Annotated in this window: 19 protein-coding genes; 9 read left to right on the forward strand and 10 right to left on the reverse strand. The window is 70.5% G+C overall.

Annotated elements, in window-relative coordinates:
- Nucleotides 1-69 precede the first annotated feature (69 nt).
- The 8 genes from H2Q94_RS19125 to H2Q94_RS19160 all read left to right on the forward strand — a co-directional run bounded on the left by H2Q94_RS19125 (nt 70) and on the right by H2Q94_RS19160 (nt 8806).
- Nucleotides 70-768 (forward strand): FadR/GntR family transcriptional regulator, encoded by a 699-nt coding sequence (locus H2Q94_RS19125; RefSeq protein ID WP_243788568.1) that lies wholly within the window; start codon nt 70-72, stop codon nt 766-768.
- 104 nt (nt 769-872) lie between these two features.
- On the forward strand, nt 873-1733 hold the full coding sequence (locus H2Q94_RS19130) for an NAD(P)-dependent oxidoreductase (protein ID WP_243788569.1): 861 nt from the start codon (nt 873-875) through the stop codon (nt 1731-1733).
- Between the two features lie 97 nt (nt 1734-1830).
- Nucleotides 1831-3135: an MFS transporter gene (locus H2Q94_RS19135; protein WP_243788570.1), complete on the forward strand. Its 1305-nt coding sequence runs from the start codon at nt 1831-1833 to the stop codon at nt 3133-3135.
- 24 nt (nt 3136-3159) lie between these two features.
- Nucleotides 3160-4047, forward strand: coding sequence for a transketolase (locus H2Q94_RS19140; RefSeq protein ID WP_243788571.1), 888 nt, complete (start codon nt 3160-3162; stop codon nt 4045-4047).
- Entirely contained in the window at nt 4044-5036 is a 993-nt protein-coding gene (locus tag H2Q94_RS19145) for a transketolase family protein (RefSeq protein ID WP_243788572.1), read from the forward strand. The genes H2Q94_RS19140 and H2Q94_RS19145 overlap by 4 nt, the downstream gene beginning before the upstream one ends.
- A 502-nt stretch (nt 5037-5538) precedes the next feature.
- Entirely contained in the window at nt 5539-5808 is a 270-nt protein-coding gene (locus H2Q94_RS19150; protein WP_243788573.1) for a hypothetical protein, read from the forward strand.
- Entirely contained in the window at nt 5801-6433 is a 633-nt protein-coding gene (locus H2Q94_RS19155) for a DUF6879 family protein (RefSeq protein ID WP_243788574.1), read from the forward strand. The genes H2Q94_RS19150 and H2Q94_RS19155 overlap by 8 nt, the downstream gene beginning before the upstream one ends.
- A gap of 21 nt (nt 6434-6454) precedes the next feature.
- Nucleotides 6455-8806, forward strand: coding sequence for an ATP-binding protein (locus tag H2Q94_RS19160; RefSeq protein WP_243788575.1), 2352 nt, complete (start codon nt 6455-6457; stop codon nt 8804-8806).
- Nucleotides 8807-8850: 44 nt separating this feature from the next.
- On the opposite strand, the gene H2Q94_RS19165 is transcribed toward H2Q94_RS19160, so the two are convergent.
- The 4 genes from H2Q94_RS19165 to H2Q94_RS19180 all read right to left on the reverse strand — a co-directional run bounded on the left by H2Q94_RS19165 (nt 8851) and on the right by H2Q94_RS19180 (nt 10804).
- Nucleotides 8851-9489, reverse strand: coding sequence for a Type 1 glutamine amidotransferase-like domain-containing protein (locus H2Q94_RS19165; RefSeq protein WP_243788576.1), 639 nt, complete (start codon nt 9487-9489; stop codon nt 8851-8853).
- Nucleotides 9490-9522: 33 nt separating this feature from the next.
- A complete protein-coding gene (locus H2Q94_RS19170) occupies nt 9523-9699 on the reverse strand; it encodes a DUF397 domain-containing protein (protein ID WP_243788577.1) in 177 nt (58 codons plus the stop codon).
- 92 nt (nt 9700-9791) lie between these two features.
- On the reverse strand, nt 9792-9968 hold the full coding sequence (locus tag H2Q94_RS19175) for a DUF397 domain-containing protein (RefSeq protein ID WP_243788578.1): 177 nt from the start codon (nt 9966-9968) through the stop codon (nt 9792-9794).
- Nucleotides 9965-10804 (reverse strand): helix-turn-helix domain-containing protein, encoded by an 840-nt coding sequence (locus H2Q94_RS19180; RefSeq protein WP_243788579.1) that lies wholly within the window; start codon nt 10802-10804, stop codon nt 9965-9967. The genes H2Q94_RS19175 and H2Q94_RS19180 overlap by 4 nt, the downstream gene beginning before the upstream one ends.
- A gap of 715 nt (nt 10805-11519) precedes the next feature.
- Here H2Q94_RS19180 and H2Q94_RS19185 point away from each other — a divergent pair.
- Nucleotides 11520-11729, forward strand: coding sequence for an HC3 family zinc finger protein (locus H2Q94_RS19185; protein WP_243788580.1), 210 nt, complete (start codon nt 11520-11522; stop codon nt 11727-11729).
- 272 nt (nt 11730-12001) lie between these two features.
- Here the strand turns inward: H2Q94_RS19185 and H2Q94_RS19190 are convergent, their stop codons facing one another.
- The 6 genes from H2Q94_RS19190 to H2Q94_RS19215 are packed head-to-tail and all read right to left on the reverse strand — an operon-like array spanning nt 12002 to nt 23042.
- The gene (locus H2Q94_RS19190) at nt 12002-13405 is read right to left on the reverse strand and encodes a DUF6519 domain-containing protein (protein ID WP_243788581.1); all 1404 of its coding nucleotides are present in this window, start codon (nt 13403-13405) and stop codon (nt 12002-12004) included.
- Between the two features lie 26 nt (nt 13406-13431).
- Nucleotides 13432-15555: a hypothetical protein gene (locus H2Q94_RS19195; RefSeq protein ID WP_243788582.1), complete on the reverse strand. Its 2124-nt coding sequence runs from the start codon at nt 15553-15555 to the stop codon at nt 13432-13434.
- A complete protein-coding gene (locus tag H2Q94_RS19200) occupies nt 15552-19232 on the reverse strand; it encodes a putative baseplate assembly protein (RefSeq protein ID WP_243788583.1) in 3681 nt (1226 codons plus the stop codon). The genes H2Q94_RS19195 and H2Q94_RS19200 overlap by 4 nt, the downstream gene beginning before the upstream one ends.
- Nucleotides 19229-22333, reverse strand: coding sequence for a putative baseplate assembly protein (locus tag H2Q94_RS19205; RefSeq protein WP_243788584.1), 3105 nt, complete (start codon nt 22331-22333; stop codon nt 19229-19231). Before H2Q94_RS19205 ends, H2Q94_RS19200 begins: the two co-directional genes overlap by 4 nt.
- Nucleotides 22330-22710, reverse strand: a complete 381-nt coding sequence (locus tag H2Q94_RS19210; protein WP_243788585.1) for a GPW/gp25 family protein — start codon at nt 22708-22710, stop codon at nt 22330-22332. The genes H2Q94_RS19205 and H2Q94_RS19210 overlap by 4 nt, the downstream gene beginning before the upstream one ends.
- Entirely contained in the window at nt 22707-23042 is a 336-nt protein-coding gene (locus tag H2Q94_RS19215; RefSeq protein ID WP_243788586.1) for a hypothetical protein, read from the reverse strand. Before H2Q94_RS19215 ends, H2Q94_RS19210 begins: the two co-directional genes overlap by 4 nt.
- Nucleotides 23043-23044 lie beyond the last annotated feature (2 nt).

Genomic DNA, 23044 nt, shown 5'->3' on the forward strand with positions numbered 1-23044 from the left:
CCAAAGCGTTGACACTGCAACGGACGCTGCTTAACGTACGGCGCATTGGTTCTACCAAAGGAGATACCGGTGGGCGTTGATCTCTCGTTCCTGGTGCGCAGCCTGGCGGAACAGGCGACGCCCGAGCCGGGTACCGACCTGCTGCGGCTGCCCACGGAGCGCGAGCTCGTCGCCTCCCTCGACGTCAGCCGCGGCACGCTGCGCGAGCAGCTGTCGATGCTGGAGATGCTGGGCTTCCTCACCCGCACCCAGGGCCGCGGTTCGTACCTCGGCGTGCCGGACGCGAGCTTCATCCAGCTCTACTTCGACCTCTCCAGCGAGCTCGGCCAGCTCGGCGGCGGACAGTTCCGCTCGGCGCGGGAGATGCTGGAGATCTCGATGACGGAGGCCGCCGCCCGGCTGGCGACGGCAGACGACGTGGACACGCTGCGCGGCCTGGTGGACGAGATGGTGCGCGCGAGCGCGGCGGGCGAGGACGAGCGCGCGCTGGAGGCGGACCTGGACTTCCACCGCCACCTGTTCACCGTGGTGAACAACCCGATCTTCACGCTGCTGCACGACGGCCTGAGCCACGTGCTGCGCGACGAGGTGGTGGACCGCCGACGGGTCGCCGTGGAACGGGAACCGTTGCGGGAGGGCGAGAACCGCATCATCGACACCGTCCACTACGGAATCGTCGATGCCGTGGAGCGCCGCGACGGCGAGAGCGCGCGATCGGCGATGCGCCGCCACTTCGAGGTGTGGTCCGCGCTGACCGGCGAGGACTGACCGCCCCGCACCGGATTCACCGCCGGACATCAGGAACTCGCACGCCCGAACCTCGGGCGTCCGCGCGTGCTGCCCGAACACGGGCCGGAGCAGGAGGTTGACTCGTGGACGAACCCGATGTGGTGTTCGTGGGGATCGGCGCCATCGGACGGCACATGGCGAGCAGGCTGGTCGCCGCGGGCCGCTCGACGACGGCGGTGGATCCGACTCCGGCCGCGCGAGAATGGGCTGCGGCGCAAGGGATTCCGGCGATTCCGTCCCTGACCGGAGCTCCGCGCGCGGAGTTCGTCGTGGTCATGGTCGCGACTCCCGATCAACTGGTCGCCCTGGTCGATGAGGCGTTGACCCGCGACGATCTCGACGGTCAGCGCTGGATCGTGATGAGCACGGTCGGCCCCGACGCGGTCCGCGAGCAGGGCGCCCGGCTCACCGGCGCAGGTGCGCTGGTGCTGGACGTGCCGGTCACCGGTGGTGTCGCGCGAGCGCGCACCGGCGAACTCACCCTGTTCGCCGCCGGAAATCGATCCACAGTGGAGTTCGCGCGACCGGTGCTGAACTGCTTCGGCGCGGTGCGCGAGGTCGGCGAGCGGGTCGGTGACGGCCAGGCGATCAAGGTGGTCAACCAGCACCTGTGCTCGGTGCACATCGTGGCCGCCGCCGAAGCGCTCTCGCTCGCCGGTGAGCTCGGGCTGGACCGCGAGCAAGTGCTGTCGCTGGTCGAGAACGGGGCCGCCGGGTCGTGGATGCTCTCCGACCGGGGTCCGCGCATGTTGCAGGGCACCGATGTCGAGGTCACCAGCACGATCGGCATCTTCGTCAAGGACAGCAACCTCGTCGCCGACGCCGCCCGGCAGGCCGACGCCGACACTCCCCTGCTGGACCTCGCGCGGGAACGCTACGAACGCGCCGCCGACGCCGGGCTGGGCGCTCGCGACGACTCGCGGGTGATCGAGACCTACGCCTGAGGCGATTTCCACCGCACATCGCGGAAAGACCAGCGAGCCACCGGCTCGCGGCCACCCCGGCTCTCCGGCCCCGGTGGTTTCTGCAAAGGAGCAGACCATGTCCGCTGCGCCCACCTCCGGTCGACGCGACGATCCGACGAAGGTGTCGGTCGCCTCGATGATCGGTACCGCGGTCGAGAGCTACGACTTCTTCATCTACGGCACCGCTTCGGCGGCGTACTTCGGGTCGGTGTTCTTCCACACCGGCAACGAACTCCTCGGCGTGCTGGCCTCGTTCGCGACGCTCGCCGTGGGGTTCTTCTTCCGCCCGCTGGGCGGGTATCTCGCCGGGCACTACGGCGACCGGCTGGGCCGCAAGACGGTGCTGATGTGGTCGCTGGCGATCATGGGCTTGGGCACCGTGCTGATCGGCGTGCTGCCCACCTACGGCCAGGCCGGGGTGCTCGCCCCGATTCTGCTGATCCTGCTGCGGATCGTGCAGGGCATCGGGTTCGGCGCGGAGTGGGGCGGCGCCGTCCTGATGTCCGTGGAGCACGCGCCCGAACGCAAGCGCGGCTTCTACGGCGCGGTGCCGCAGATCGGCATCCCCGCCGGGCTGCTGCTGGCCAACGGCGGATTCCTGGCTTCCGAGGCACTGTTCGAGGGCGACTGGGTGTGGCGGGTGCCGTTCCTGCTGTCGATCGTGATGGTCGGCGCGGGCATGTTCATCCGGATGAAGATCTCCGAGTCACCGGACTTCACCGAGATGAAGGAACGCGGCGAAATCCACAAGACTCCGGCGCTGGAGGTGCTGCGCCGCGATTGGCGGGCCATCCTCAAGATCGTGGCGCTGCGGCTGGCGGAGACCGGCGGCTACTACATCACCACCAGCTTCATGCTCTCCTACGTGGTGCTCGCCGGGTTGTCGGACAAGCAGAACGTGCTGGTCGGCACCATCGTCGGCTCCGCGCTGGGCCTGCTCAGCCACCTGCTGTTCGGCGCGTGGTCCGACCGGATCGGGCGCAAGCCGGTGTTCCTGCTGGGCGCGGTGTTCACCATCCTGTTCGGCATCCCGATGTTCCTGCTGGTCAACACCGGCGCGGGCATCGCCGTGGTGGTGGCGGTGTCGCTGGGCCTGCTGCTGAGCCACGATCCGATCTTCGCGGTGGAGTCGTCGTGGTTCTCCGAGCAGTTCCCGCGCGACGTCCGTTCCTCCGGAATTTCGCTGGGCTACAACGGCGCGTCGATGGTGGCCGGGCTGCTGCCGTTCCTGGCGACCGCGCTCTACGGCGGACTGGGGTGGATCGGGCCGGCGCTGCTGTTCGTGCTGCTGGGCGTGATCTCCACCATCGCCGCCGCGTTCACCCCGGAGACCGCTCCGGCGAAGCTCGCCGAACCGGACCGTTCGCCGGTTTCGGCCTGACCACGGAAGGGAAGTGAGGACCGCATGACCGCAGTGAGCACGTCACGCACGGAAGGGCTCGACCTCGCCGAGCGGGCGGATCGGGTGCGCGCGGCCGCGTACCGGATGCGCCACCACATGCTGGACATGGGCGAGGTGCAGGGCCAGGGCTACGTCGGCCAGGCGCTGGGCGTCGCCGACATGCTCGCGGTGACCTACGCCGACCAGCTCCGGCTGCGCCCCGAAGATCCGCAGTGGGAGCAGCGGGACCGGTTCCTGCTGTCCACCGGCCACTACGCCATCGCCCTGTACGCGGCGCTCGCCGAAGCGGGCATCGTGCCGGTCGACGAGCTGGAGACCTACGGGTCGGACGGTTCGCGGCTGCCGATGTCGGGCATGGCGTCCTACACGCCCGGTATGGAGATCTCCGGCGGTTCGCTGGGCCACGGCCTGACCGTCGCCGTCGGCATGGCGCTGGGGCTGCGGTTGCGGTCCGCCACCTCGCGGATCTTCAACTTCCTCTCCGACGGTGAGCTCGACGAGGGCTCAACGTGGGAGGCCGCGATGGGCGCCAACCACCACCGGCTCGGCGGCCTGACCGCGATGGTCGACATGAACGCGTTGCAGGCGGACGGGAAGACGGAGTCGGTGCTGAGCATCGAACCCGCCGAGCAGAAGTGGGCGGCGTGCGGCTGGTTCACCCAGCGCGTCGACGGCAACGACGTGGAAGCCCTGCTGGCCGCGTTCGACGCGGTGGCCGAGCAGGCCGAGCCGCACGGCGCTCCGTCGGTGATCCTCTGCGACACCAAGATCGGCCGCGGCGTTCCGCTGCTGGAAGCACGCGAGAAGGCGCACTTCATGCGGATCGACGAGGACGAATGGCAGCTGTGCCGCGACCAGCTCACCGCCGGTTTCGAAGGAGCGAGCGCATGAGCACCCCCACCAAGAAACGCCTGACCACCTCGGCGATGATCGCTTCCTTCGCCGATCCGGGGCAGCCGACCGCGTCCGCCCCGTTAGGGCACGCGCTGGCCGCGCTCGCCGAGCAGGACCAGCGGATCGTCGGCCTCACCGCCGACCTCGGCAAGTACACCGACATGCACGTGTTCGCCGAGGCGCACCCTGACCGGTTCTTCCAGATGGGCATGGCCGAGCAACTCCTGTTCGGCGCGGCGGCGGGGATGGCCGAGGTCGGACTCGTGCCGTTCGCCTCCACCTACAGCGTGTTCGCGGCGCGGCGGGCCTACGACTTCCTGTGCCTGGACATCGCCGAACCGAACCTCAACGTGAACATCATCGGCGGCCTGCCCGGCCTCACCACCGGTTACGGGCCGAGCCACCAGGCCACGGAGGACATCGCGATCTTCCGGGGGATGCCGAACCTGACGATCGTCGATCCGTGCGATTCGGTGGACATCGAACAGGCGGTGCCGCAGCTCGCGAGTTCCGACGGGCCGACGTACCTGCGGTTGCTGCGCGGCAAGGTGCCGACGGTGCTCGACGAGTACGACTACGAGTTCAAGCTGGGCAAGGCTTCGGTGCTGCGCGGCGGCAACGACGTCGTGTTCGTCTCCAGCGGCCTGATGACGATGCGCGCGCTGCAGGCCGCGCAAGACCTCGCCGAGCACGGCGTGGACGTGGCCGTGGTGCACAGCCCCACGATCAAGCCGTTCGACGCGGAGACCGTGCTGCGCGAGACCGACGGCGACCGGCTGGTCGTGACGTTGGAGAACCACACCGTCGTCGGCGGCCTCTTCGAAACCCTCGCCGCCGAAATGGCCAAGGCGGGCGAGCAGAAACGCGTCGTGCCCGTCGCCCTGCCCGATCGGTTCCTCGACGCGGGCGCCCTGCCGACGCTGCACGAACGCTACGGCCTCGCCAGGGGAACCATCGTGAGCAAGGTCCTCGCCGAACTCTCCTGACCCACACCTTGCGACCAGGAGCGCCCCGGATCCAACGGTTCCGGGGCGCTGCCGCATTCCGGACCACTCCGCGGGGTGCCGTTCGCGCGTCGCCGCTTGCGCCGAACGGCGGATGCCGCGCGGGGGCGGTAACGATCTTGCTTCGCGGGGCGAACTTCGGTGTGCGGGGCGCTACCCTCGCTCGCGCTATGAGTATTCCATCTGGCTTATTCGCGAATCGTTGCGGCACACTCCCGGGACGGTCCTCATTTCCACGAAGATTCGGGCACAACCCGCATTCGCGCATGTTTAAGCCATCAACCAGGCGATTTACCGACGCCCAATCGAGTGGCAAAATCGGACAGCGAGACTGCGGCGCAATTACACTGACCTTCCGCGAGGCAAGCACCAACGCGAACAACGGGCATCTTCCAGCCACGCAATTCCCTGCGGAAAATTTCCTACAGACGCTGGAAGTTTCGTTAATTTTCCCGTTGGCGCACCGATGAGCGGAGGGATTGCCATGCCACGGCCATGGGAAGCAGACCCGTCAGCGACCTTCCGAAGACGACTCGGGAAGTCCGCGCTCGAACTCGGCCACACCGACGACGAGCCGACCTGCCCGGACATCTGGGAGCTCGACAACGGCGACATCGCCGTGATCGGCCGCGACCTCACCGACGGCTACGCCCACTCGTTGCCGGACGGGGTGAACGTGGGCTACGACGAACGACTCGTCGTGATCCCCGGCTCCATGCTCAGGTCCGCGAAGGGGGACATCCCCCATGAGTGAATTGACTCGCCTTCCCCCTCGGGATTCCGGGGACAGGTTGACGCTCGATGAATACCTCGCCGACTTCAATGCGCGATTCTGGAACCCGCGGAATACCTCAGCATGGAAGTTCGAACGCAGGCAGACGTTCCGGCAGCCGGAAAGCCCCAGTTGGAACGCGTTCAACGAGGGGAACTGGGACCTGTCGATCCAGCTGCTCGAAGAGCGGCGGCCGAAGCTCAAGGACTACTTCGACCGGGTCTCCGCGCACGGATTTTCCGTGTTCCGCATCCGGGTCGTCGAGGATTCGCTGAGCCCCTACCTGGTGTGGGAGCTGAACTCGCTGCTGATCCGGCAGCAGTGCGGTGCTTCGATCACGGTCGTCAACCCGGACATGCTGGAGAAGTGGGAGCGCGATGGTGTGCTGCCCGAGATCTTCGTGATCGGACCGGACACCGTGTACGAAGTCCTCTACGACTCCGACGGCGTCGCCGAAGGAGCCATCCGGTACGTCGACGAGCCGACCGCCCGCCGGTGGATGATCTTCATGGACGCACTGGAGGGAAGCGGGGAACCGCTCGACGCGTTCTTCAACCGAGAAGTGGCGGGATTGCGCCCCACGGAGTGCGAAGCTCCGTCCGCGTGACGCCGAACCGAGATGGGTGACATGCCGACGCGGGACGGCGACGACTCCAGGAACGAGCTCTCCGGTAGCGCGAACGAAGTGATCCAGGCAGGCCGCGTCAGCGGCGGCATCCACTTCCACGGCACCCAGCGCACCGACGACGGCCTTCCTCGGCAATTACCGGCCGACGTGCCGGGTTTCGTCAACCGGCACGGTGAACTCGAACAGCTCGACCTGCTCCTGCCCGACGACGGCGGGGGCGCGATGGCTCCGTGCGTGGTGGTCGGTACCGCTGGGGTGGGCAAGACCTCGCTGGCCGTGCATTGGGCGCACCGCATGGCCTCGCGCTTCCCCGACGGGCAGCTCTACGTCAACCTGCACGGCTACGATCCGGGTCCGCTCGTCACCCCTGATCAGGCGTTGGATCGCTTCTTGCGGGCATTGGGCGTGCCCGGTGATCAGATTTCGGCCGACCTCGAATCCCGCGCGGCGCTCTACCGTTCACAGCTGGCCGGGCGCCGGATGCTGATCGTGCTCGACAACGCGGCCACCGTCGGGCAGGTTCGGCCGCTGCTGCCCGGCAGCGGTGACTGCCTCACGCTGATCACCAGCCGCAGCAGGCTTTCCGGCCTCGTCGCGCGCGACGGCGCTCGCCGGGTGACGCTCGGAGTCCTGCCCGAGGAGGAGTCCGTTCGGCTGCTGCGGAGCCTCTCCGACGGCCACCGCGGCCCGGACGACGGCACGGATCTCGACGAGCTGGCGCGGCTGTGCGCGCGGCTCCCGCTCGCGCTGCGCATCGCGGCCGAACGCGCGATCAGCAGGCCGAGCGTGCCGTTGGGCGACCTCATCGAGGAGCTGCGGGACGAATCCGCGTTGTGGGACGCGCTCACCGCGGGCGACGACGATGATTCGGACGCGGTCCGCTCCGTGTTCGCCTGGTCGTACCGGGCTCTGTCGAAGGATGCGAGCCGCCTGTTCCGGCTGCTCGGCCTGCATCCCGGTCGCGATTTCGGTTCCGCGGCGGCGGCCGCGCTGGCCGATCTGCCCGTGAGCCGGGTGCGCCGGTTGTTGGACGACTTGGTCGGCGCGCACCTGCTGGAGCAGCACCGGCCGGACCGCTACGAGTTCCACGATCTGCTCCGCGCGTACGCCACGGACCAGGCCCGCACCGAGGAGTCCGCCGACACCGTCCGCGCCGCGCTGGAGCGGGCGGTGCGCTGGTACGCGGGATGTGCCGACCAGGCGGTGCGGGTGCTGGCGCCCGCGCACCGGCGCCCGCCGATCGAGGCGTCCACCCCTGCGTTCACCACGCCAGAGGAAGCGGCGCAGTGGTACGAGCGGGAGCGGACGAACCTGGTCGCCGCCACCCGAGCCGCCGAGGAAGCGAACCTGCACGAGCTGGCGTGGCTGCTTCCCGCACTGCTGCGCGGAATCTACGCGGGCCGCAACCAGTTCGACGACTGGTTCGCGACCAGCACCATCGGCTTGGGCACCGCCCGCGCGTCCGGCGACAGGCATGCCGAAGCCGACATGTTGGAGAGCTTGGGCAAGGCGCATACCCAGTCCTCCCGGCGCGCGGAGGGAATCCGGTTCCAGACGGCGGCGCTCGACATCCGCCGCGAGCTCGGCGACCGGGCGGGCGAGCTCGCGTCCACCAACGCCGTGGGCATGGCGCACCTGCGCGGCCACGAGCTGGACCGGGCGCTGATCAGGTTCGAACAGACCCACCGGCTCGCGGTCGAAGTCGGCGACGAGTACTGGATCGCGGTGTCCTCGAACAACACCGCCAACGTCTACTTAGGACTGGAACGTTTCGAGGAGGCCGTCGTGCTGCTGCGGGACGCGAAGGAGCGCTACACCCGGCTCGGCGTTCCCGGCGGCAGAGGCGACGCGCTGCGCGGCCTCAGCCACGCGCACCGGGGCCTGGGGCGACCGGAGTCCGCGCACGGCTACGTCGAGGAAGCGTTGGCGATCGCCCACGAGCACGAGAACCGGGCGTGGGAGGCGTACTGGTCGCTCGAACTCGGCCGGGTGCAGGTCGAACTCGGGCAGCCGTCGGAGGCGCTGATCTCCTTCCAGCGGGCGGCCTCGCTGCAACGCCGCCTGGCCGACCGGTCTCGCGAAGCCGAGGCGCTCGACGCCACGGGAACGGCCTACCTGGCGCTCGACCGAGCCGACGAAGCCGCCGGTTTCCACCGCATGGCGGCGAATTCGTTCCGCGAGCTCGACGACCGCCGGCAACTGGCCATCGCACTCGACCACCTCACCACCGCCCTCGACCACACCGGCGACGCCGAGGCCGACGAGTGCCGCCGCGAGGCAGCGGGCCTGCTCGCCGACTTCACCGACCCGGCAGCCGAACGAATCCGCACCCGCCTCCGACGGTCGGGCTGACGGGCCTTAAGACGCCTCATTCACGAGGAGACCGCAGGGAACGGTCAGGTGACCGGGCCGGCGAAGTCGTGGACGGTCACCGCCTCCCCGTCTCGTAGGCATCGGTGCGCCAGTCCGCTCGCAGCCAGATAAGCGGCGGCACGCCCCGCGCTCTCCGATTCGCGGTGTTCGGACCGCCAGTGCGGAACGATCCGGTAGGGCACCAGACCGAGGCACTCCGGTGCGGTCGTCGGCGGATACCCGTCGGGCAGGACTGCCGGGTCATCGATGAGGTCGATGCCTCGGAGGTCCGGTCCGGCGACGCAGGCTCCGGCCGAGTAGCCGCCGTAGGTGAACTCGGGCCGAGGGAACTGCTCTGCGAGCGCATCACGGAATCCTGCCTGAGCCATGGCGCGGGCGAGGACGAACGCGTTGCCACCCACAACCCAGACGAGTTCGAGCTCGGTCAAACGCCGGGGCAGCTCCTCGGACTCCTCGAAGTGGTCGCGGAGATCGAGCTCTTCGCACGAGTAGCCGAATCCCTCGATCGTGCGGCGTTCGCGATCACAATCGCGATAGCGCGAGCGACCGTCCGCGTCGAGCGCGTTCAAGACGATGCCTGCACGGCCGGCGCGAGAGGTGCCGGGCAGCACCGACGGGCGAGTGCCCGGAGGCAGAAACCACGAGCTCAGCAGCAACCTCATCAGTACCTCCCGCGGCCCCGCGAAGCCGAGCCGTCAACTCTCGAAACGCCCGGATCTGATCGCCCGTACCAACGAGGCGACATCGGTCCTCAGCGTCGGACCGTTCGGGTCCTTCGAGTCGCGGATCTCGTCGAACGTCGTCGCCACCTCGACGCACGTTGCCGTGTTCTGGCTGCGGCTCGACTTGATCCAGGTGCGTTCCGCGCTCATGGGCACTCCCGTTCCTCGTTGCGGGGTCCGGACTCCTCGGATCTCCGGGCGAGCCCCTGGGCCGAGCGGGGCGCCCAGGGGCTCGGAGTCGGCTAGTTTTCGAAGCGGCCGGTCTTGATGGCCTGCACCAGAGGTGCGACGGCGGCCTTGAGGGTTGGGCCGTTCGGGTCCTTGGAATCCCTGATCTCGTCGAACGTCGTCGTCACCTCGACGCAGGTCGTGGTGTTCTGGCTGCGGCTCGACTTGATCCAGGTGCGTTCCGCGTTCATCGGCGCTCCTCCATCCTCCTGGCAAGATCGGCGATGATGGATCGAGACTCGTGCGCGTTCCTCGACACGCTCTCGACCATGCCGACGGCTTCTCGGTAGATCTTCACATCCGCGTGCTCATGCAGGAAGAGTCCGGACTTGCGATTCTCCAAATGGACCACCTCATCCAGGCCGGACCGGATGAGGAAGAAGGGTCCTTCCAGTCCCGGATGCCAGCCGCTGGCGAGCGGAACGACACGGAGTTCAACGTTCGCCCTGGCCGCCATCCGATCCAGGAACTGAAGCTGCGCACGCATGACTGCCCTGCTCCCGATCACTTGGTGCAACGCGGCTTCCCCGATGAACGCGACGAGTCCTGGAGGTCGCTGCCCGGTTATTGCCTCCCTACGACTGATTCGGTGCGCGGTTCGCGCACCGATCTCTGACTCGGGGACACCACCGCCTTCCATGACAGCCCCGATGTAGTCACTCGTTTGCAGCAGCCCCGGAATCATCAGCGGTGACACCTCCACGATCTGCGTCGCCCGCCGCTCCAAGTCCATCACTGCCTCCAGCTGCTGGCGCTGGGCCGGGAGTGTCGTGGCCACCCAGTTCGGGTCGTCTGCGCCGTAGGCGAGTGCGACGATCTCCTCGTACCGCTCGCCGTTGATGCTGAGCGAGGTCAGCACTTGCGCCACCTGCTCCGGGCGCGGCGTCCGATCGCCGGTCTCCCACCGCGAGAGCACTCCCGGATCTCGTTCGAGCCTCTTGGCGAAAGCGCGCAACGTTAAACCGTGCTCTTCCCGAGCTTGTCGCAAAGCCTTACCCAAGGCTTGATTCTTCGGCGTTCTCACCATCCGCGCTCCGTGTTGTCATACCCGCAACATCGCAATGTTCGCGAGTGCACCGTCTGATCACCCGATGCGGTTAGGAACACGCCGTTGTCGGCGAATCCGCCGCTGGTACATCGTTCTCGGACATCAGCAACCCGCCGGGAACGGCTTCCGCGCCGAGCATGATGCCAGCCCACCCGGCTCTCCCTCGAATCCCCCGGCAGCAACGGGGATTCCTTGAACCATGAAGGATTGGACGCATGAATTCACCCACGACCGCCCCTGCGGGAAATCTGCACAGCAGAAGGATCCGAACCGAGAACGACTGCGGCTTCGAAATTTCCCGCAGCTGGGGAAGGCGTTCCGCCGATCCGCAAATCGCGCTCTGGGCGGCGTCCCGGGGGCCGGTGGACACCCGGTGGCACGCCGTTCGGCGGGCCGGTGGTGGGGCTTTGCCGTCGGCGTGCGGGACGTACGTCTACGGGCCGGTGCACCTGCGGCGGTGGGCGCGGTTTCCGGACGGTGAGGCGGATCGTGTGGTGTGCCGGGAGTGCGCCGCGATGGCGGACGGGGCCGGGATAGTGGCATCCGGTGTGCTACCGGGGCGTGCGGCTTCGTCTCCGGAGGAGACCGGGCCGATCACGTGGCCGGCCGACGATCCCGAGACGCGGCGCCGTGCGAACGATCGGCCTCGGTGGCAGCGACGGCTGGCGTGCCGCAACACCCGCCGGGAGGCGGCATGAGCCCGCGGCACTTCTGGCGCCCGGCGGACGGAATCCGCCACGCGTTCCACGGCCCCCGCTGGAACGGCCTCCCCGAAGCCACCTCGGTCTGCGGGGTGCTCACCACGATGCCCGAGCGGATATCCGACAACGAATGGGTCCGAGCCCCCTCCTGCAACAAGTGCAACGCCATCCTGCACGCAGTCCGCAACATCCCGCACTTCTGACCAGGTGAACGGACCCTTTGCCCAATCCCACTGGGCGGAGCGGCCATTCACCTTGATGCGGTCCGTCGCCTTGAACCCCGACCGGGCGCGGGCCGGTTCCCGGCCGGGTCCCCTGCGACGCGCGAGTGGCTCGAGACTCTGCCGGGGCGGGCCGGGCGCGGTGCCTCCCCCACCGCGCCCGGCGCCGAGCCGGATCAACGAGACCGTTCGCCGCCGCGCGGAAGACCAACCGCACCAGAGCGTTTCGCCAAGTCCACACTGGACATACGTGGTCAGGTGAGGCCGAAGGTGAGGCGGAGGTCGACGATCTGCTGCTCGCTCGCCACCCAGGCCAGCGGTGCGTGCTGCACGAAGATGCCGGTGGGTTCGCGCAGCAGCGGTCGGCTCGCCGGGTCGGTCGGCCACTCCACGTCGCCGGTGGCGACGCGGGCGGGGATCAGCCAGTGGTCGCCGGTGCGGTAGGCGGGACGGTTCGGGTCGGAGCTCTTGAAGTAGACCTCGACGCCGTCCTCCAACCGCAGCCAGCGCCCCTCCTCCACCGGGATCGCGCCGTCGCGCATCGGCCTGGTCGGAGTGCCGGGCTGCTTGCTGCCCTCCCGCTGGTCCCAGCGGCGCAAGAACGGGTGCAGCTCGGGCCTGCGCCCGGTTTCGGGTTCCGCCGACAGGCGCACCCGCCGCTGCGGCAGGTCCAGTTCTTCCACTCGCAGCAACGGTTTCGGTCGCAGGCGGCTGGTGTAGGCCGTGTCGACGACCTCGACGAAGTCACCGACGTCCAGGTCCAGCTTGTCGTCGCCGCCCAGCGAACCCAGCGACACCCAGGTGCCGTCGACCTCGTCGATCGCGAAGGTGACCGAACCGTTCTCCCGGGACCACTTGAACGTCGCCCCGGATTCCGCTCCGCCGTCGTGGATCTCCACGCGGTAGAGCTGGTTCTCCGGTCCTCGGTAGCGGGCTTCCGGACTCACCAGGCACGGTTCGGAGTCGGCGTCGGCCGGTCGCCTGCTGCGAGCCGCCAGCAGCGGCTGCTGAGCGCGCTGCTCCCGCGACCAGTCCGCGAAGGCCTGCCGGATCGAGTCCGGCGGCGCGTCACCGTTGGTCACACCCAGGTCTGCCGCGGGCAGCGCCAGCACCTGCCAGACCACCTTGACCCGGGCGGACGTGTCCGGTGCGGCCGAGCCGAGCGCCACCTCCCGCAACGCCGGGTCCTCGGCGGCGGTGACCGCCCGCTCCCACACCTTCAGATACACCAGGTAGGGCGCCTCCGGTAACCGATCCTCGACCAGCTCGGGGTCCCGGAACGCGTCGGGCTGGTCCCAGTAGGTCCAGCTCGACGGCTGCTCCACGGGCTCCGGCTGCTCGTCCTCGTCGGGGACGGCGAGCCCGGGCTCCGGGCGGTACGAGTCGCAGCGGATGCCGCCCACGTAGTAGCGGCCCCCGCCGATGGCCAGATCGTCGAGTCCGTGTGGCCCGGCGATCCGCTCGATCCCGAAACCGTTCGCGTCGACCGGCCCGCCGTACGGGCCGATCAGGTCGGTCAGCACGAGCCGCTGCGCGTGCAGCTGGATCAGGGTCTGCTCGTTGGCGTCGGAGTCCAGCTGGACGCGGCCCTGCTGGGCGACCACCGCGGAGTAGCCGCGTTCCGGCTGGAAGGTGATGCGGGACAGGTCTGCGTGCATGGTGGAGCGTCCTCTCGTGCTGGAGATCAGGAGACGAAGATCAGGCCCGCGTCGGCCCCGGCGGGGACGTGCTCGGCCAGGCGCGCACGCAGGTTGTCCTCGCGTTGCGGCTCGTACAGGTCGTGGAAGACGCCGAGCTCGGACCCGTCCTCGGCGCCGCGCCGGATCGCCACCGGGCAGTTCGCCGCCGGCCGCGCGTAGTGCGGCGTGCCGTAGCGCTCACCGGCGAACACCGGCCGCACCTCGGGGTCCAGGTCCGCCGGGCAGCGGTGCCTGCGCGGGGTGCGGGAACCGGGCGGCACGTAGCTGTAGCGCAGGTCCCCGATTCCGCGGCGGGCCACGTGCATCCGGCCGGTGAACAGGCTGTTCTCCGCGATCCGCACCGCGTGGGTCAGCACCTCGCCGAACACGGTGCTGCGGTGCGCGTGCAGTACCGCGTGCGCGTGGCGGCAGTCCGGCGCGGACAGCGCCTCCCGGTCGTGGCCGGTCGCGTCGAGGACGCTGTCGCGGAGGTGGATCGGCAGCGGATCGGTGCTGACCTCGTCGCCGATGACCGTGATGGTGCCGAGGATGCTGCGGTCGATCTCCACGCAGGTGGTGGTGCGGTCCAGCAGCAGGCTCGCTTCGGCGGGTGCGTGCGGTTCGCACTCGGGTTCCAAGGACCACCCGGGAACCAGGGTGCAGTGGCGGAGTTCCAGGGCCTCCAACGGTCCGGTGACGCTGATGCCGCGCCCGGTGATCAGCAGCCCGTCGAGCACCATCCGCGGCCGGTCCGCGTCGCCGATGTCCTGCGGCACCCGGATGTTGAGCGCGTCCGGCCGGTTGCTGTAGGTGTCGAGCAACCTGATCACCGGCCTGGTTCCCTCGGCCGCGCGCAGTTGCAGCCGGTCGCCGGGTTCCAGGTCGAAGTCCAATTCCTCTTGGTGGGCACCGTTGTGCGCGATCTCGATGACCCCCTCCGGAACCCGGTCCTCGCGCCACGCCTGATAGGCGTCCATGATCAAGCTGTGGTCGTGGCCGGGGCCGACGCGGTAGATCCGCGCGGCCGGGGAGGTTTCGGGGTCGCGCGGATATTCGCCGCCGCCGATGTCGTCGGCGAACGCGTGGTGGTAGTCCACCGACACGCCCTGCTTCGGGGCCGAGCGGGAACCGAACGCGATCCGTCCGAGCACCGGATCCACCGCGACCTGGCCGTATCGGGGCCGGTAGCGCCAACCGGACAGGTCGGCCACCGAGATCGCCGACAGCGGCACCGGCCGGTCCTCCCCGTCGAGGCGGATCACGAAGCTCTTGCCCGGCCCGTAGTAGTCGGCGAGGCGGTCGGCCAGCTGCCGCCGCCGGATGTGCGCGGGGACGTTGTCGAGGGTGGCGATGTGGGTGGCCGACGGCTCCGGCACCGGTTTCGTCACCAGCGGCGTGTTGTTGCCCAGGATGGAGAACGTGTAGAGGCTGCGGGTGCGGTCGATGCAGTACGCGGGCGCCCCGGTCACCGAGTGCGGCCGCAGCCGCCACACGAACAGGCCGACTCCGGCCGGGGTGTGGCCGCCTCGCCGGTGCCGGGAGTCCGCGCGCCGCACGTCCACGGACCGTGCGACCGTGGCGAACGGGCCGCCCGCGAGGTCGAGCGCCGTGCCTTCCCGGAGGTCGGCGAGCCTGCCCCGCCGCAGCCGGGCGTCGTCTCCGGCGCCGTGCAGCTTCACCGGCTGGTGGTGCGCGACCAGCCGGGACAACTCCACCGCCCGCGCGGGCCGGTCCGCGGCTTCGGCGGCGAGTTCCTCCAGCAACGCGAGAGCTCCCTTGCGCCGCCGGTGCGCGACGGTGGCGGCCACGTCGCGCCGGGGCGCGAGCGCTTCGGCGAGCCGTCGCCGCGCGTCCCTCGGATCGCCGCCGTCCCGCAGCCCGGTCGTGGATACGCTTTCATAGCCGGGCATCCGCCGATATCCGACCAGTTCGCCGAGGTACGGCAAAGCCCACTCCGCGGCGGTCTCCACGAACCAGTCGTCGTACTGCTGCTCGATGGCGTCGCGCACCAGGTCGAGCTGCTCCCCGATCACGGCTAGCAGTTCGCGCAGCGGCTCACCCTCCTGGGCGTCGCGCAGCCGGTGCCACTCGGGCAGCAGGTTCGCCAACGCGTCCGGTTCCCTGCTCATCGGTCGACCTCCGTGAGGATCAGCGTGTCCGCCACGTCCGGTGCCAGCAGCGCCAGCTGAGCCGGCCGGATGCCGCGGTGGACGAACACCCGGCGGCCGGGTGGCAGCCTGCGGGTATCGGTGATGTCGGGGTTGCACCGCAACAACTCGCGCAGCGGAATCCCGTTGCGCGCGGCGATGGAACTGAGCGTCTCGCCGCCGGATTCGGTGACCTGGTACCGGTCTTGCACGTACTCGGCGGTGCGCGCGGGGACGGTGGCGACCGGTTCGGTCAGCCGCTCGGCCAGCCGGGTGAGCTCGTGCGGCGTGCTCGTGTCCGGTACCCCGGCGAACACGTCGACGTCCACGTAGGACACTCCGGGCACCGATTGGGCGGCGGCCAACGCTTCGGACAGGTGCGCGGGCTGCCCCAATTCCCGTCCGCCGTAACCGAGTTCCGCGAACAGCGCGTGCCGGATCCGCGGTTCCACCCACTCCCAGGAGTGGTCGCGTTCCAGCTTCACCCGCGCCGACACCAGCAGCAGCACCAGCTCCCGCGCCTCGACTCGCACCGGCAGCCGCACATCCCCGTACTCCACCAGCGAGTCCCGCAACGTGCGCAGCAACTCGGAGTCGGGTCCGATCGGATAGTCGTCCACACCGGCGACGGTCACGTGCAGCACCTCGCGCCTGCCGTCGAAGACACGACGAGCCACCGCCCGGCCGACCCCGGCTCGGGAGCGGGCGAAGTCCTCGTAGTCGCGCAGCGACACCAACCGGTCCAGCGCGGACACCGCCAGCGGAACGGTCCGGCGGGTGAGGCCCGGTCCGTCGGCGTCCGCGCCGCCGGTGGCGGGCAAGGGGTTGGTGACGCCGGTGACGCCCAGCGGACGGGTGACGGCCTGGGTGATCCGCTCGGCGTCGACGTTGGCGGCTCCGCCCGTGCCGAACCGGTAGCGGGCGCGCACGTTCTCGTGCCCGGTGGGCAGCCGGGCGCCGTGCACGCCGTCGCCGAAGGTCACCGTCGGGTGCCCGTTCGCGTCGCTGCCGACGACGTAGACGCGTTCCTCGGTGCCACGTCCGGCGAGGCTGTCGACCTGGTGCCAGCGCAGCCCGTCGACCCGGATCTCCAGCGTGGGCGTGGCGCCGAGCGGGTTGTTCGCGGGCAGCCACGTCAGCGGCGACTGCCACAGCGCGAAGGTCTGGTGCACCTGGCCGGCGTCGCCGCTGCCGAGCGGCTCGTCACGGCTCTCGCCGTGCGTGGCGGGCACGACGTTGCCGTGCACGACGACCGTGTCACGGCGGTAGCGGTGGTCGAGGTCGGCGGTCAGCGTGAGCGTCGTGTGCACGTGGTCGCCCGGCAACGCGGGATCGGCCCGCTGGTCGACGGCGGCGATGACCGCGGGTTCGGTGCCGCGCACCCCGGTGGTGCCCGGCACGTCGGTGCGCTCCCCGGAGACGATCACGTAGCGGCCCGGGCGCAGCCCTTCGTGCAGTTCGGCGAGTTCGATCGTGTTGCCGTGCACGTCCTCGGCCACCGGCTCGTCCGCCGGGCGCAGCGGTTCGCCTCCGGCTTGCACGGTGGTGTCCCGGATGTCGGAGAGCTGCCCGTCCTGCTCGTCCAGCCACGGATCGGCGAGGGTGAGCTCGGTACCGCGCCCGGTGAGGCCGTACTGCGTGTACGACACGGTGCGCACCGAGACCACGTGCGTGACGACGAACGCCAGCGCCGGATCGCCGGGAATTCCACCGGGAGCGCCTTTGCGGGGACGTTCCACCACGACCCGGCCGCCCGGCGTGATCTCCTCGTGCAGGCCGTCCAGCGGCAGCACCGCGCGGCTTCCCGGGTAGGTACCGGTGGTGAACGCGATCTCGACGTTCGCCGGTTCGCTGCCCGACCCGTACCGCGCGGTGAGCTTGTACGGGCCGACGAACGCCGTCCGCTCCTCACCCGGCGCGAGATCCCACTCCTGGACTGTTCCATTGTGGACGCTCACGTGGATGCGGCCTTGCTCGTCGGGCCGGGCGACCGACAGCACGAACGCGGGGAGTTCCGGCAGCAACCGGACGGTGGTGCCGGGAGCCGGGATGCCGTCCGTCCGGAACCGAGCCCGGTTCGGGGTCTGCCCGGAGGCGGACAGTTCGACGCGGCCGCCGCCGAAGTCGAAGGCCACCTCGGCGGGCAGCTGCTCGACGCGCTGCCACCCGCCGCCGGGTTCGGTGCGCTGGAACTCGGCGCGCACCGGCTGCTGTCCCGCCGCGTCGAAGCCGATCCGCACGCTGGTCCGCGTCCCGCCGGGCAGCGGCCAGTCGGCCTGCCGGACGATCCGCCCGTCGCCGTCCTGCACGGGTTGCAGCGGGGCGGTCGCCCCGAACGGTGCCGCCGTGACCCGCATCGCGAGCAGTTCGCCGAGCACCCCCGGCACCGGCGCGGCGTTGCGCCACGACGCGTACAACTCGCCGGGCCTGCCTTGCGCGCTGAGCAACCGCGCGCCGAGATCCGATCCGGAGGTGAGCAGCCGACGCTTGCCCACGGCTCCCGACGCGCGCGGCGTCCGGGCGCGCAGCGCGGGCAGCAACGACCCGAGGACCCGCATCTCCGGGGCGTCACCGGGCACACCAGGTCCGTCCGGCAACGCGGCGGGGGCGAGTTCCTGCGCCCGTTCGACCAGGTCCGCGACGACCGCGCGCAACCGGCCGAACCACGCCGCGACCTGCTCACGCGGTTCGGCGAGCACCTCCGCCTCCGCCAGCCGCTCCAAGGGGTCGGCGAGGCGCTGGACGAAGTACGCGGGCGACCCGATCCCCGGCACTTCGGCGCGCAACGGGGCCAGCACCTGGGCGTCGAAGTCGTCGATCAACCCGCTCATCGGCCGCGGATTCGGCTGCTGCGGAGTCGGTTCCTGTCCGGTACCGGGCGTGATCCACTGCGCCAGTTCGGCCCGCAGTTCGGCCAGCGTCGGCGGGGGCGCCGTCGGCAGCGCGATCACCGTGACGTCCTCGTCCCGGTCGATCCGCACCTTCCCGACCGCCAGCAGCCGCCGCTGCTCGCCGAAGTCGAACAGCAGTTTCTGCCCGGTGCGCAAAGAATTCTGGGCGCCCGCGACGAACAGTTCGGACCGCTGCTCCACGTCTTCGAGGGTGAGCAGGCTGGGACGGCGCCGCCGCACCCGCAGCCGGTTCCACGACCAGCGGGCGGTGAGGTCCTCACTGGTCTCGAACGTCTGCGACACCTCGTCGGCCGCGCTCGGCACGCTGTTGCTGCGGGCGCCGCGCGGAATCAGCACCGACGCGTCCTCGGCTCGCGGATCCCGGTCCAGCGCGTAGGCGAGGAACGTGTCGGCGGCGACGCCGGGACGCGGGCGATGCCCGACCAGCCGTCCCAGCAGGGCCAGCGAGCGGTGGTCGTGCGCGGTGCCCAGGTAGCCCTCGTCGGCGATCCGCTCGGAGTGGAAGGTCAGCAGATCACCGAGCACCGCCCACGCGTCGAGCAGCGCGATCGCCGGGTCATCGGTGGTGCGCACCGTCAACGCTCGCAGCGCCGGGTGGGCGGGCGAGGCGAGCCGGTCCAGCATCGCCGCGAGGAACGTGCCGTGCTCCCCCACCCGGTTCTCCAGCGCGGTCCGTCCCGGCGGGTTGTGCGGCCGGGCAGGCGCGCGTCGTTCGTCGTGGCGGTCGCAGCCGCATCCGCAACTCATCGTTCACCCCCGAAGTCGAACGTGAGCACGCCGTTCTCGGGGCGCTCCGGGTCGTTCTCGCAGCACGCGATCTCCAGTGGATGCACCCGCAGCACGCCTTCCTCCAGTTCTCCGGCGTCGTCGTGGAACAACCGGCGCAACCTCGTCACCTGCACGCTCCGCACCCCCGGCACGGCGGTGGCCGCCGCGACCAGCCGGCTCAGGCGGACCGGGTCGCCGAAGCTCAGCGCCTCGGGATGGAAGAACCCGAGCCGTCCCCCGCGCAGCCGGCGGTCGCTGAACGCCCGCAGCAGCTCGGCGACGATCGGCCCGCGCTGGTGGCCGGGTGCCGCGCACACCCGCAGCGCGATGTCCAACGGCACCTGCCGGGCCGGGCGGACGACGAGGTCGTGGCCGATGCGGCGATACCGCTCGAGGAAGTCGGTGACCTCCGAGAGCAGTTCCGGAGCCGGCCGCCCGGTGCGGTCGGCGTCGATGGCGACGTGCGCCTCCTGCCCGCTTCCCGTCCAGCGGATCTCCGCCGCCGCCCGCTGCACACCGGGCAGTTCGGTGGCAAGCGCGGCGTAGTCCGCGGCGGTCACCGCGCGCAACCTGGTGCGCCGGAGGTCCAGCGGCGCCAGCTGCCTGACCTGCTCGATCGGCTCTGGTTCCGTGCCGCCCGTAGCGGGCAGCGGGTTGCGCACCCGCACTCCCGGCGATGGGTCGCCGGAGTCGTCCCGGTGCAGCACCAGGTGGTTGATGGCTTCGGCGCCGACGTTGCCCGCCTTGCCGCCGCCGAGCCGGTAATGGATCTCCAGCCTGGCTCCCGGTTTCGGCCGAGCGCCGTGGTGACCGTCGCCGAAGCGCAGCACCAGCCGCCCGTCGTCGTCGAGCTCACCGACGAAGTGGCGGTCGCGCGGTCCGCTGTCGAGCAGGTCCCGGCGCGGTGACCAGTCGTGCTCACCGTCGCTGACGCGCACCGCGGGCAACGCGGCACGCGGGTCCTGCTCCAGTGCGGCCGGGCCGTGCAGCACCGGATCGTCCGGGTGCAGCCCCTCGGCGTACGGCTCGCCCCAGCTCTGCGCGATCTCCCAGCAGGTGTCGGCGCCGAGGACGGTGCCCGCCCTGCTCCGGGCCGTGAGCACTTCCAGCCTGCGGCGCTTCGCCGCGAGCAGCTGATCGCTGCGGTGCAGCAGGTCCCGCAACGCCCGCACCGGGTGCCGCCGCAGTTCGAGGTGTTCCAGCAAGGAGGCGTCGAACAGCACCGTGAGCTCGGTGATCTCCTCGTCCGCGAGCCCGTCGGAGTCCCGCGCACTGCGCCACAGCTCCACCAGCCGGTGCCGGACGCGTTCCGGGATGGCCGCGAGCCGGGCGGCCTGCCCGTCGGAGATGTGCCGCCGCACCGGGAACGGCGCCGAGTGCGCGACGGGCGCGCGGTGCAGCACCGGCCGGAACCGGGGCGTGATCCCCGGGTACACCGACTGCGCCAGCAGCCGCCGCAGGGCCTCCGACTGCGCGTGCGCGGTCTCGGGAACGACGTTCTCCTGCCGCCGACCGGCGTTCTCCAGTCCGATGCCCGCCCGGGTCGTGGCCTGCGCACCCAGCGCGGTGTGCAGTTCGCGGATGTGGTCTCCGGTCAGCAGCCGCCCACCGCGCGTCAGCTCGATGAGCGCACCGAGCAGTTCGGCGGGTTCGTTGCCGTCGGACCGGTCACGGCACCCGAACCCCGGATTGCACGAGGCGAGCACGGCCGGATCCGGTGGCACGGTAGCGATTTCGGGTGCGGGCTGCCGGTGACCGTGATCAACGAGAGCGACGTTGCCGCGCGCCACGCTCACGTCCGGCACCGGCGCGCAATCGTATCCGCCCAGAGTGGACAGACAGAGCGCGAAGCTCAGCGCGTCCGCCCGGCCCCACGTGACCTCCAGGACCGGCTGGTCGACCAGCTCGTCCACGCCGGGGGTGACGGAAGTCAGCCGCACCGCCTGCCGGTTCGACGGGTCGGCGTCGCCGGGAGCGCCGCTGCGCGCGCCGCGCACCTCTTCCAGGATCAGCAGATCACCGGGCCGCAGGTCCAGCGAGCGCCCTTCGCCCGCCCACTCGTCCCGCAGCGTCGCGCTCGTCGCACCCGCGGGCAGCGCGCACACCTCGTCGCCCCACGTCCAGAACCGGATCTCGTTGTGCTCCGGGCGCAACCACAGCGGCGTTCCCGCCACCGGTTCGAAGACCTCCACCGACCCGTACTCGGCCAACTCGGCCAGGTCGTGCTCATTGAGGACCGGACCGGGTTCCGGCGGGTCGTGCGGTCCGCGCGGGCGGCCGTCCACGGCGGCGAACCGGTGCGCACCCGGCTCCAGCACGAGTTCGTCGGCGGTCTCGACGGCGACGAAGGCGCGAGCGCTGCACCCGTCGTGCATCGGGTAGTCGATCAGCCGCGCGTGGCGGCGCACCGACACCCGGCGCCGCGCGGTGTCCAGGTAGGCCTCGGTGGCGACGGCGTCCTGCTGGTAGCCGAGCTGGTCGGCGGTGTGGGCGAACAGCTCGACCAGGGTCACGCCGAGGTCCGGGGCGAGCCGCTCGGTCCAGTCCGGGACGGTCAACGCCAGCCGGTCCAGCACCAGTCGCCGGAGCGTGTCGTAGTCCCGCGCGGTGTAGTCGATCAGCGGCGCGGGCGGCACTTCCGGTTCGCAGCCGGCGTCGGCCGCGTGGTCGAACGGAGTCGGACGGCCGGGCCGGAAGGTGAACCCGGCGCTGAAGTAGCGCTGGTCGAACCCCGGAAACGGCTCGACACCGGGCCTTCCGTACGGATCGACGTCCACAATGGACAAGACGTATCGGGTGGTGTCCCCGGCGCGATCCACCGTCACGTACATCCGGTCGTCGAGCTCCGGGTCCTTCTCCCGCTCCACGAACACTTCCACCGCGTTGATGCCGGTGATGCGGTGGCCGCCGTCGATCCGCACGTTCTCCGGTCGCACGCCGTGCGGGGCCTTGCCGATGAACGTGACCACGAGGGTGCGCGCATCGTCCCCGGCCTCCACCGCGTCCACGCCGCCCGCGTGGGCCGCGCGCACCTGGGCACGCCTGCCGTCGGTACCGCAGACCAGTTCGTGCGCGCTCATAACGCGCTCCCCTCGAAGATCTCGTCCCGACGGTTCCCGGTGGCCCGAAGCAGGTACTGCAACCGGACGCGGACCGCGTTGTCGTCTGCGGTCACGTCCAGCGACTCCACTTCGACGAGCTCACCCAGCCACCGCTGCAACGCGGCGTGCACGGACAGTTCCAGCGTGGCCGCCAATTCCGGACTGTTCGGCGTGAACACGATGTCGAGCAGCCCGCAGCCGAAGTCGGGACGCATCACCCGCTCGCCCGGGTTGGTGAACAGCACCTGCTCGATCAGGTCCCGCACGTGCTCTTCGTGCCCGGCGTGCGCGGTGCGGCCCCGCCGGTCGACGCGGAACGGGAACGCGATGTCGACGCGTGCTCGCGGCTTGCTCATCGGCACCGCACCCCCTGACCGTCGACGCGGGAGACCGGCGCCCCTTGCGGACGCAGGTCGGCGCTGAAGCACTGCCCGTCGGTGCTGTCCAGCAACACCGGCACCCCGTCGATCCGCACCGCGTCCCGATCCGGCGTCCACCGCACCGAAACGCAAGGGTCGCCTCCCGCGGTGCGCGGACATCCGACGACGGCGAACGTGTCGCCGGTGGTGCGGACGGGCTGCCCGTCGGCGCGCACCGACGCGGACGCGGCGGCGGCGAGGACGCGGCCGCCGTGCGGGCAGTGCAGCGTGGTCGCGGCGTTCACGAGATACCCGGATCGTCCGGTCACGG

The organism is Saccharopolyspora gloriosae, from assembly GCF_022828475.1.
Taxonomy (GTDB): domain Bacteria; phylum Actinomycetota; class Actinomycetes; order Mycobacteriales; family Pseudonocardiaceae; genus Saccharopolyspora_C; species Saccharopolyspora_C gloriosae_A.

Excerpts from the sequence above, each read along its gene's own strand:
- H2Q94_RS19135 (WP_243788570.1), top strand. The coding sequence starts at position 1,831 with ATGTCCGCTGCGCCCACCTCCGGTCGACGCGACGATCCGACGAAGGTG.
- H2Q94_RS19140 (WP_243788571.1), top strand. The coding sequence starts at position 3,160 with ATGACCGCAGTGAGCACGTCACGCACGGAAGGGCTCGACCTCGCCGAG.
- H2Q94_RS19145 (WP_243788572.1), top strand. The coding sequence starts at position 4,044 with ATGAGCACCCCCACCAAGAAACGCCTGACCACCTCGGCGATGATCGCT.
- H2Q94_RS19150 (WP_243788573.1), top strand. The coding sequence starts at position 5,539 with ATGCCACGGCCATGGGAAGCAGACCCGTCAGCGACCTTCCGAAGACGA.
- H2Q94_RS19155 (WP_243788574.1), top strand. The coding sequence starts at position 5,801 with ATGAGTGAATTGACTCGCCTTCCCCCTCGGGATTCCGGGGACAGGTTG.
- H2Q94_RS19160 (WP_243788575.1), top strand. The coding sequence starts at position 6,455 with ATGCCGACGCGGGACGGCGACGACTCCAGGAACGAGCTCTCCGGTAGC.
- H2Q94_RS19165 (WP_243788576.1), bottom strand. The coding sequence starts at position 9,489 with ATGAGGTTGCTGCTGAGCTCGTGGTTTCTGCCTCCGGGCACTCGCCCG.
- H2Q94_RS19170 (WP_243788577.1), bottom strand. The coding sequence starts at position 9,699 with ATGAGCGCGGAACGCACCTGGATCAAGTCGAGCCGCAGCCAGAACACG.
- H2Q94_RS19175 (WP_243788578.1), bottom strand. The coding sequence starts at position 9,968 with ATGAACGCGGAACGCACCTGGATCAAGTCGAGCCGCAGCCAGAACACC.
- H2Q94_RS19180 (WP_243788579.1), bottom strand. The coding sequence starts at position 10,804 with ATGGTGAGAACGCCGAAGAATCAAGCCTTGGGTAAGGCTTTGCGACAA.
- H2Q94_RS19185 (WP_243788580.1), top strand. The coding sequence starts at position 11,520 with ATGAGCCCGCGGCACTTCTGGCGCCCGGCGGACGGAATCCGCCACGCG.
- H2Q94_RS19190 (WP_243788581.1), bottom strand. The coding sequence starts at position 13,405 with ATGCACGCAGACCTGTCCCGCATCACCTTCCAGCCGGAACGCGGCTAC.
- H2Q94_RS19195 (WP_243788582.1), bottom strand. The coding sequence starts at position 15,555 with ATGAGCAGGGAACCGGACGCGTTGGCGAACCTGCTGCCCGAGTGGCAC.
- H2Q94_RS19200 (WP_243788583.1), bottom strand. The coding sequence starts at position 19,232 with ATGAGTTGCGGATGCGGCTGCGACCGCCACGACGAACGACGCGCGCCT.
- H2Q94_RS19205 (WP_243788584.1), bottom strand. The coding sequence starts at position 22,333 with ATGAGCGCGCACGAACTGGTCTGCGGTACCGACGGCAGGCGTGCCCAG.
- H2Q94_RS19210 (WP_243788585.1), bottom strand. The coding sequence starts at position 22,710 with ATGAGCAAGCCGCGAGCACGCGTCGACATCGCGTTCCCGTTCCGCGTC.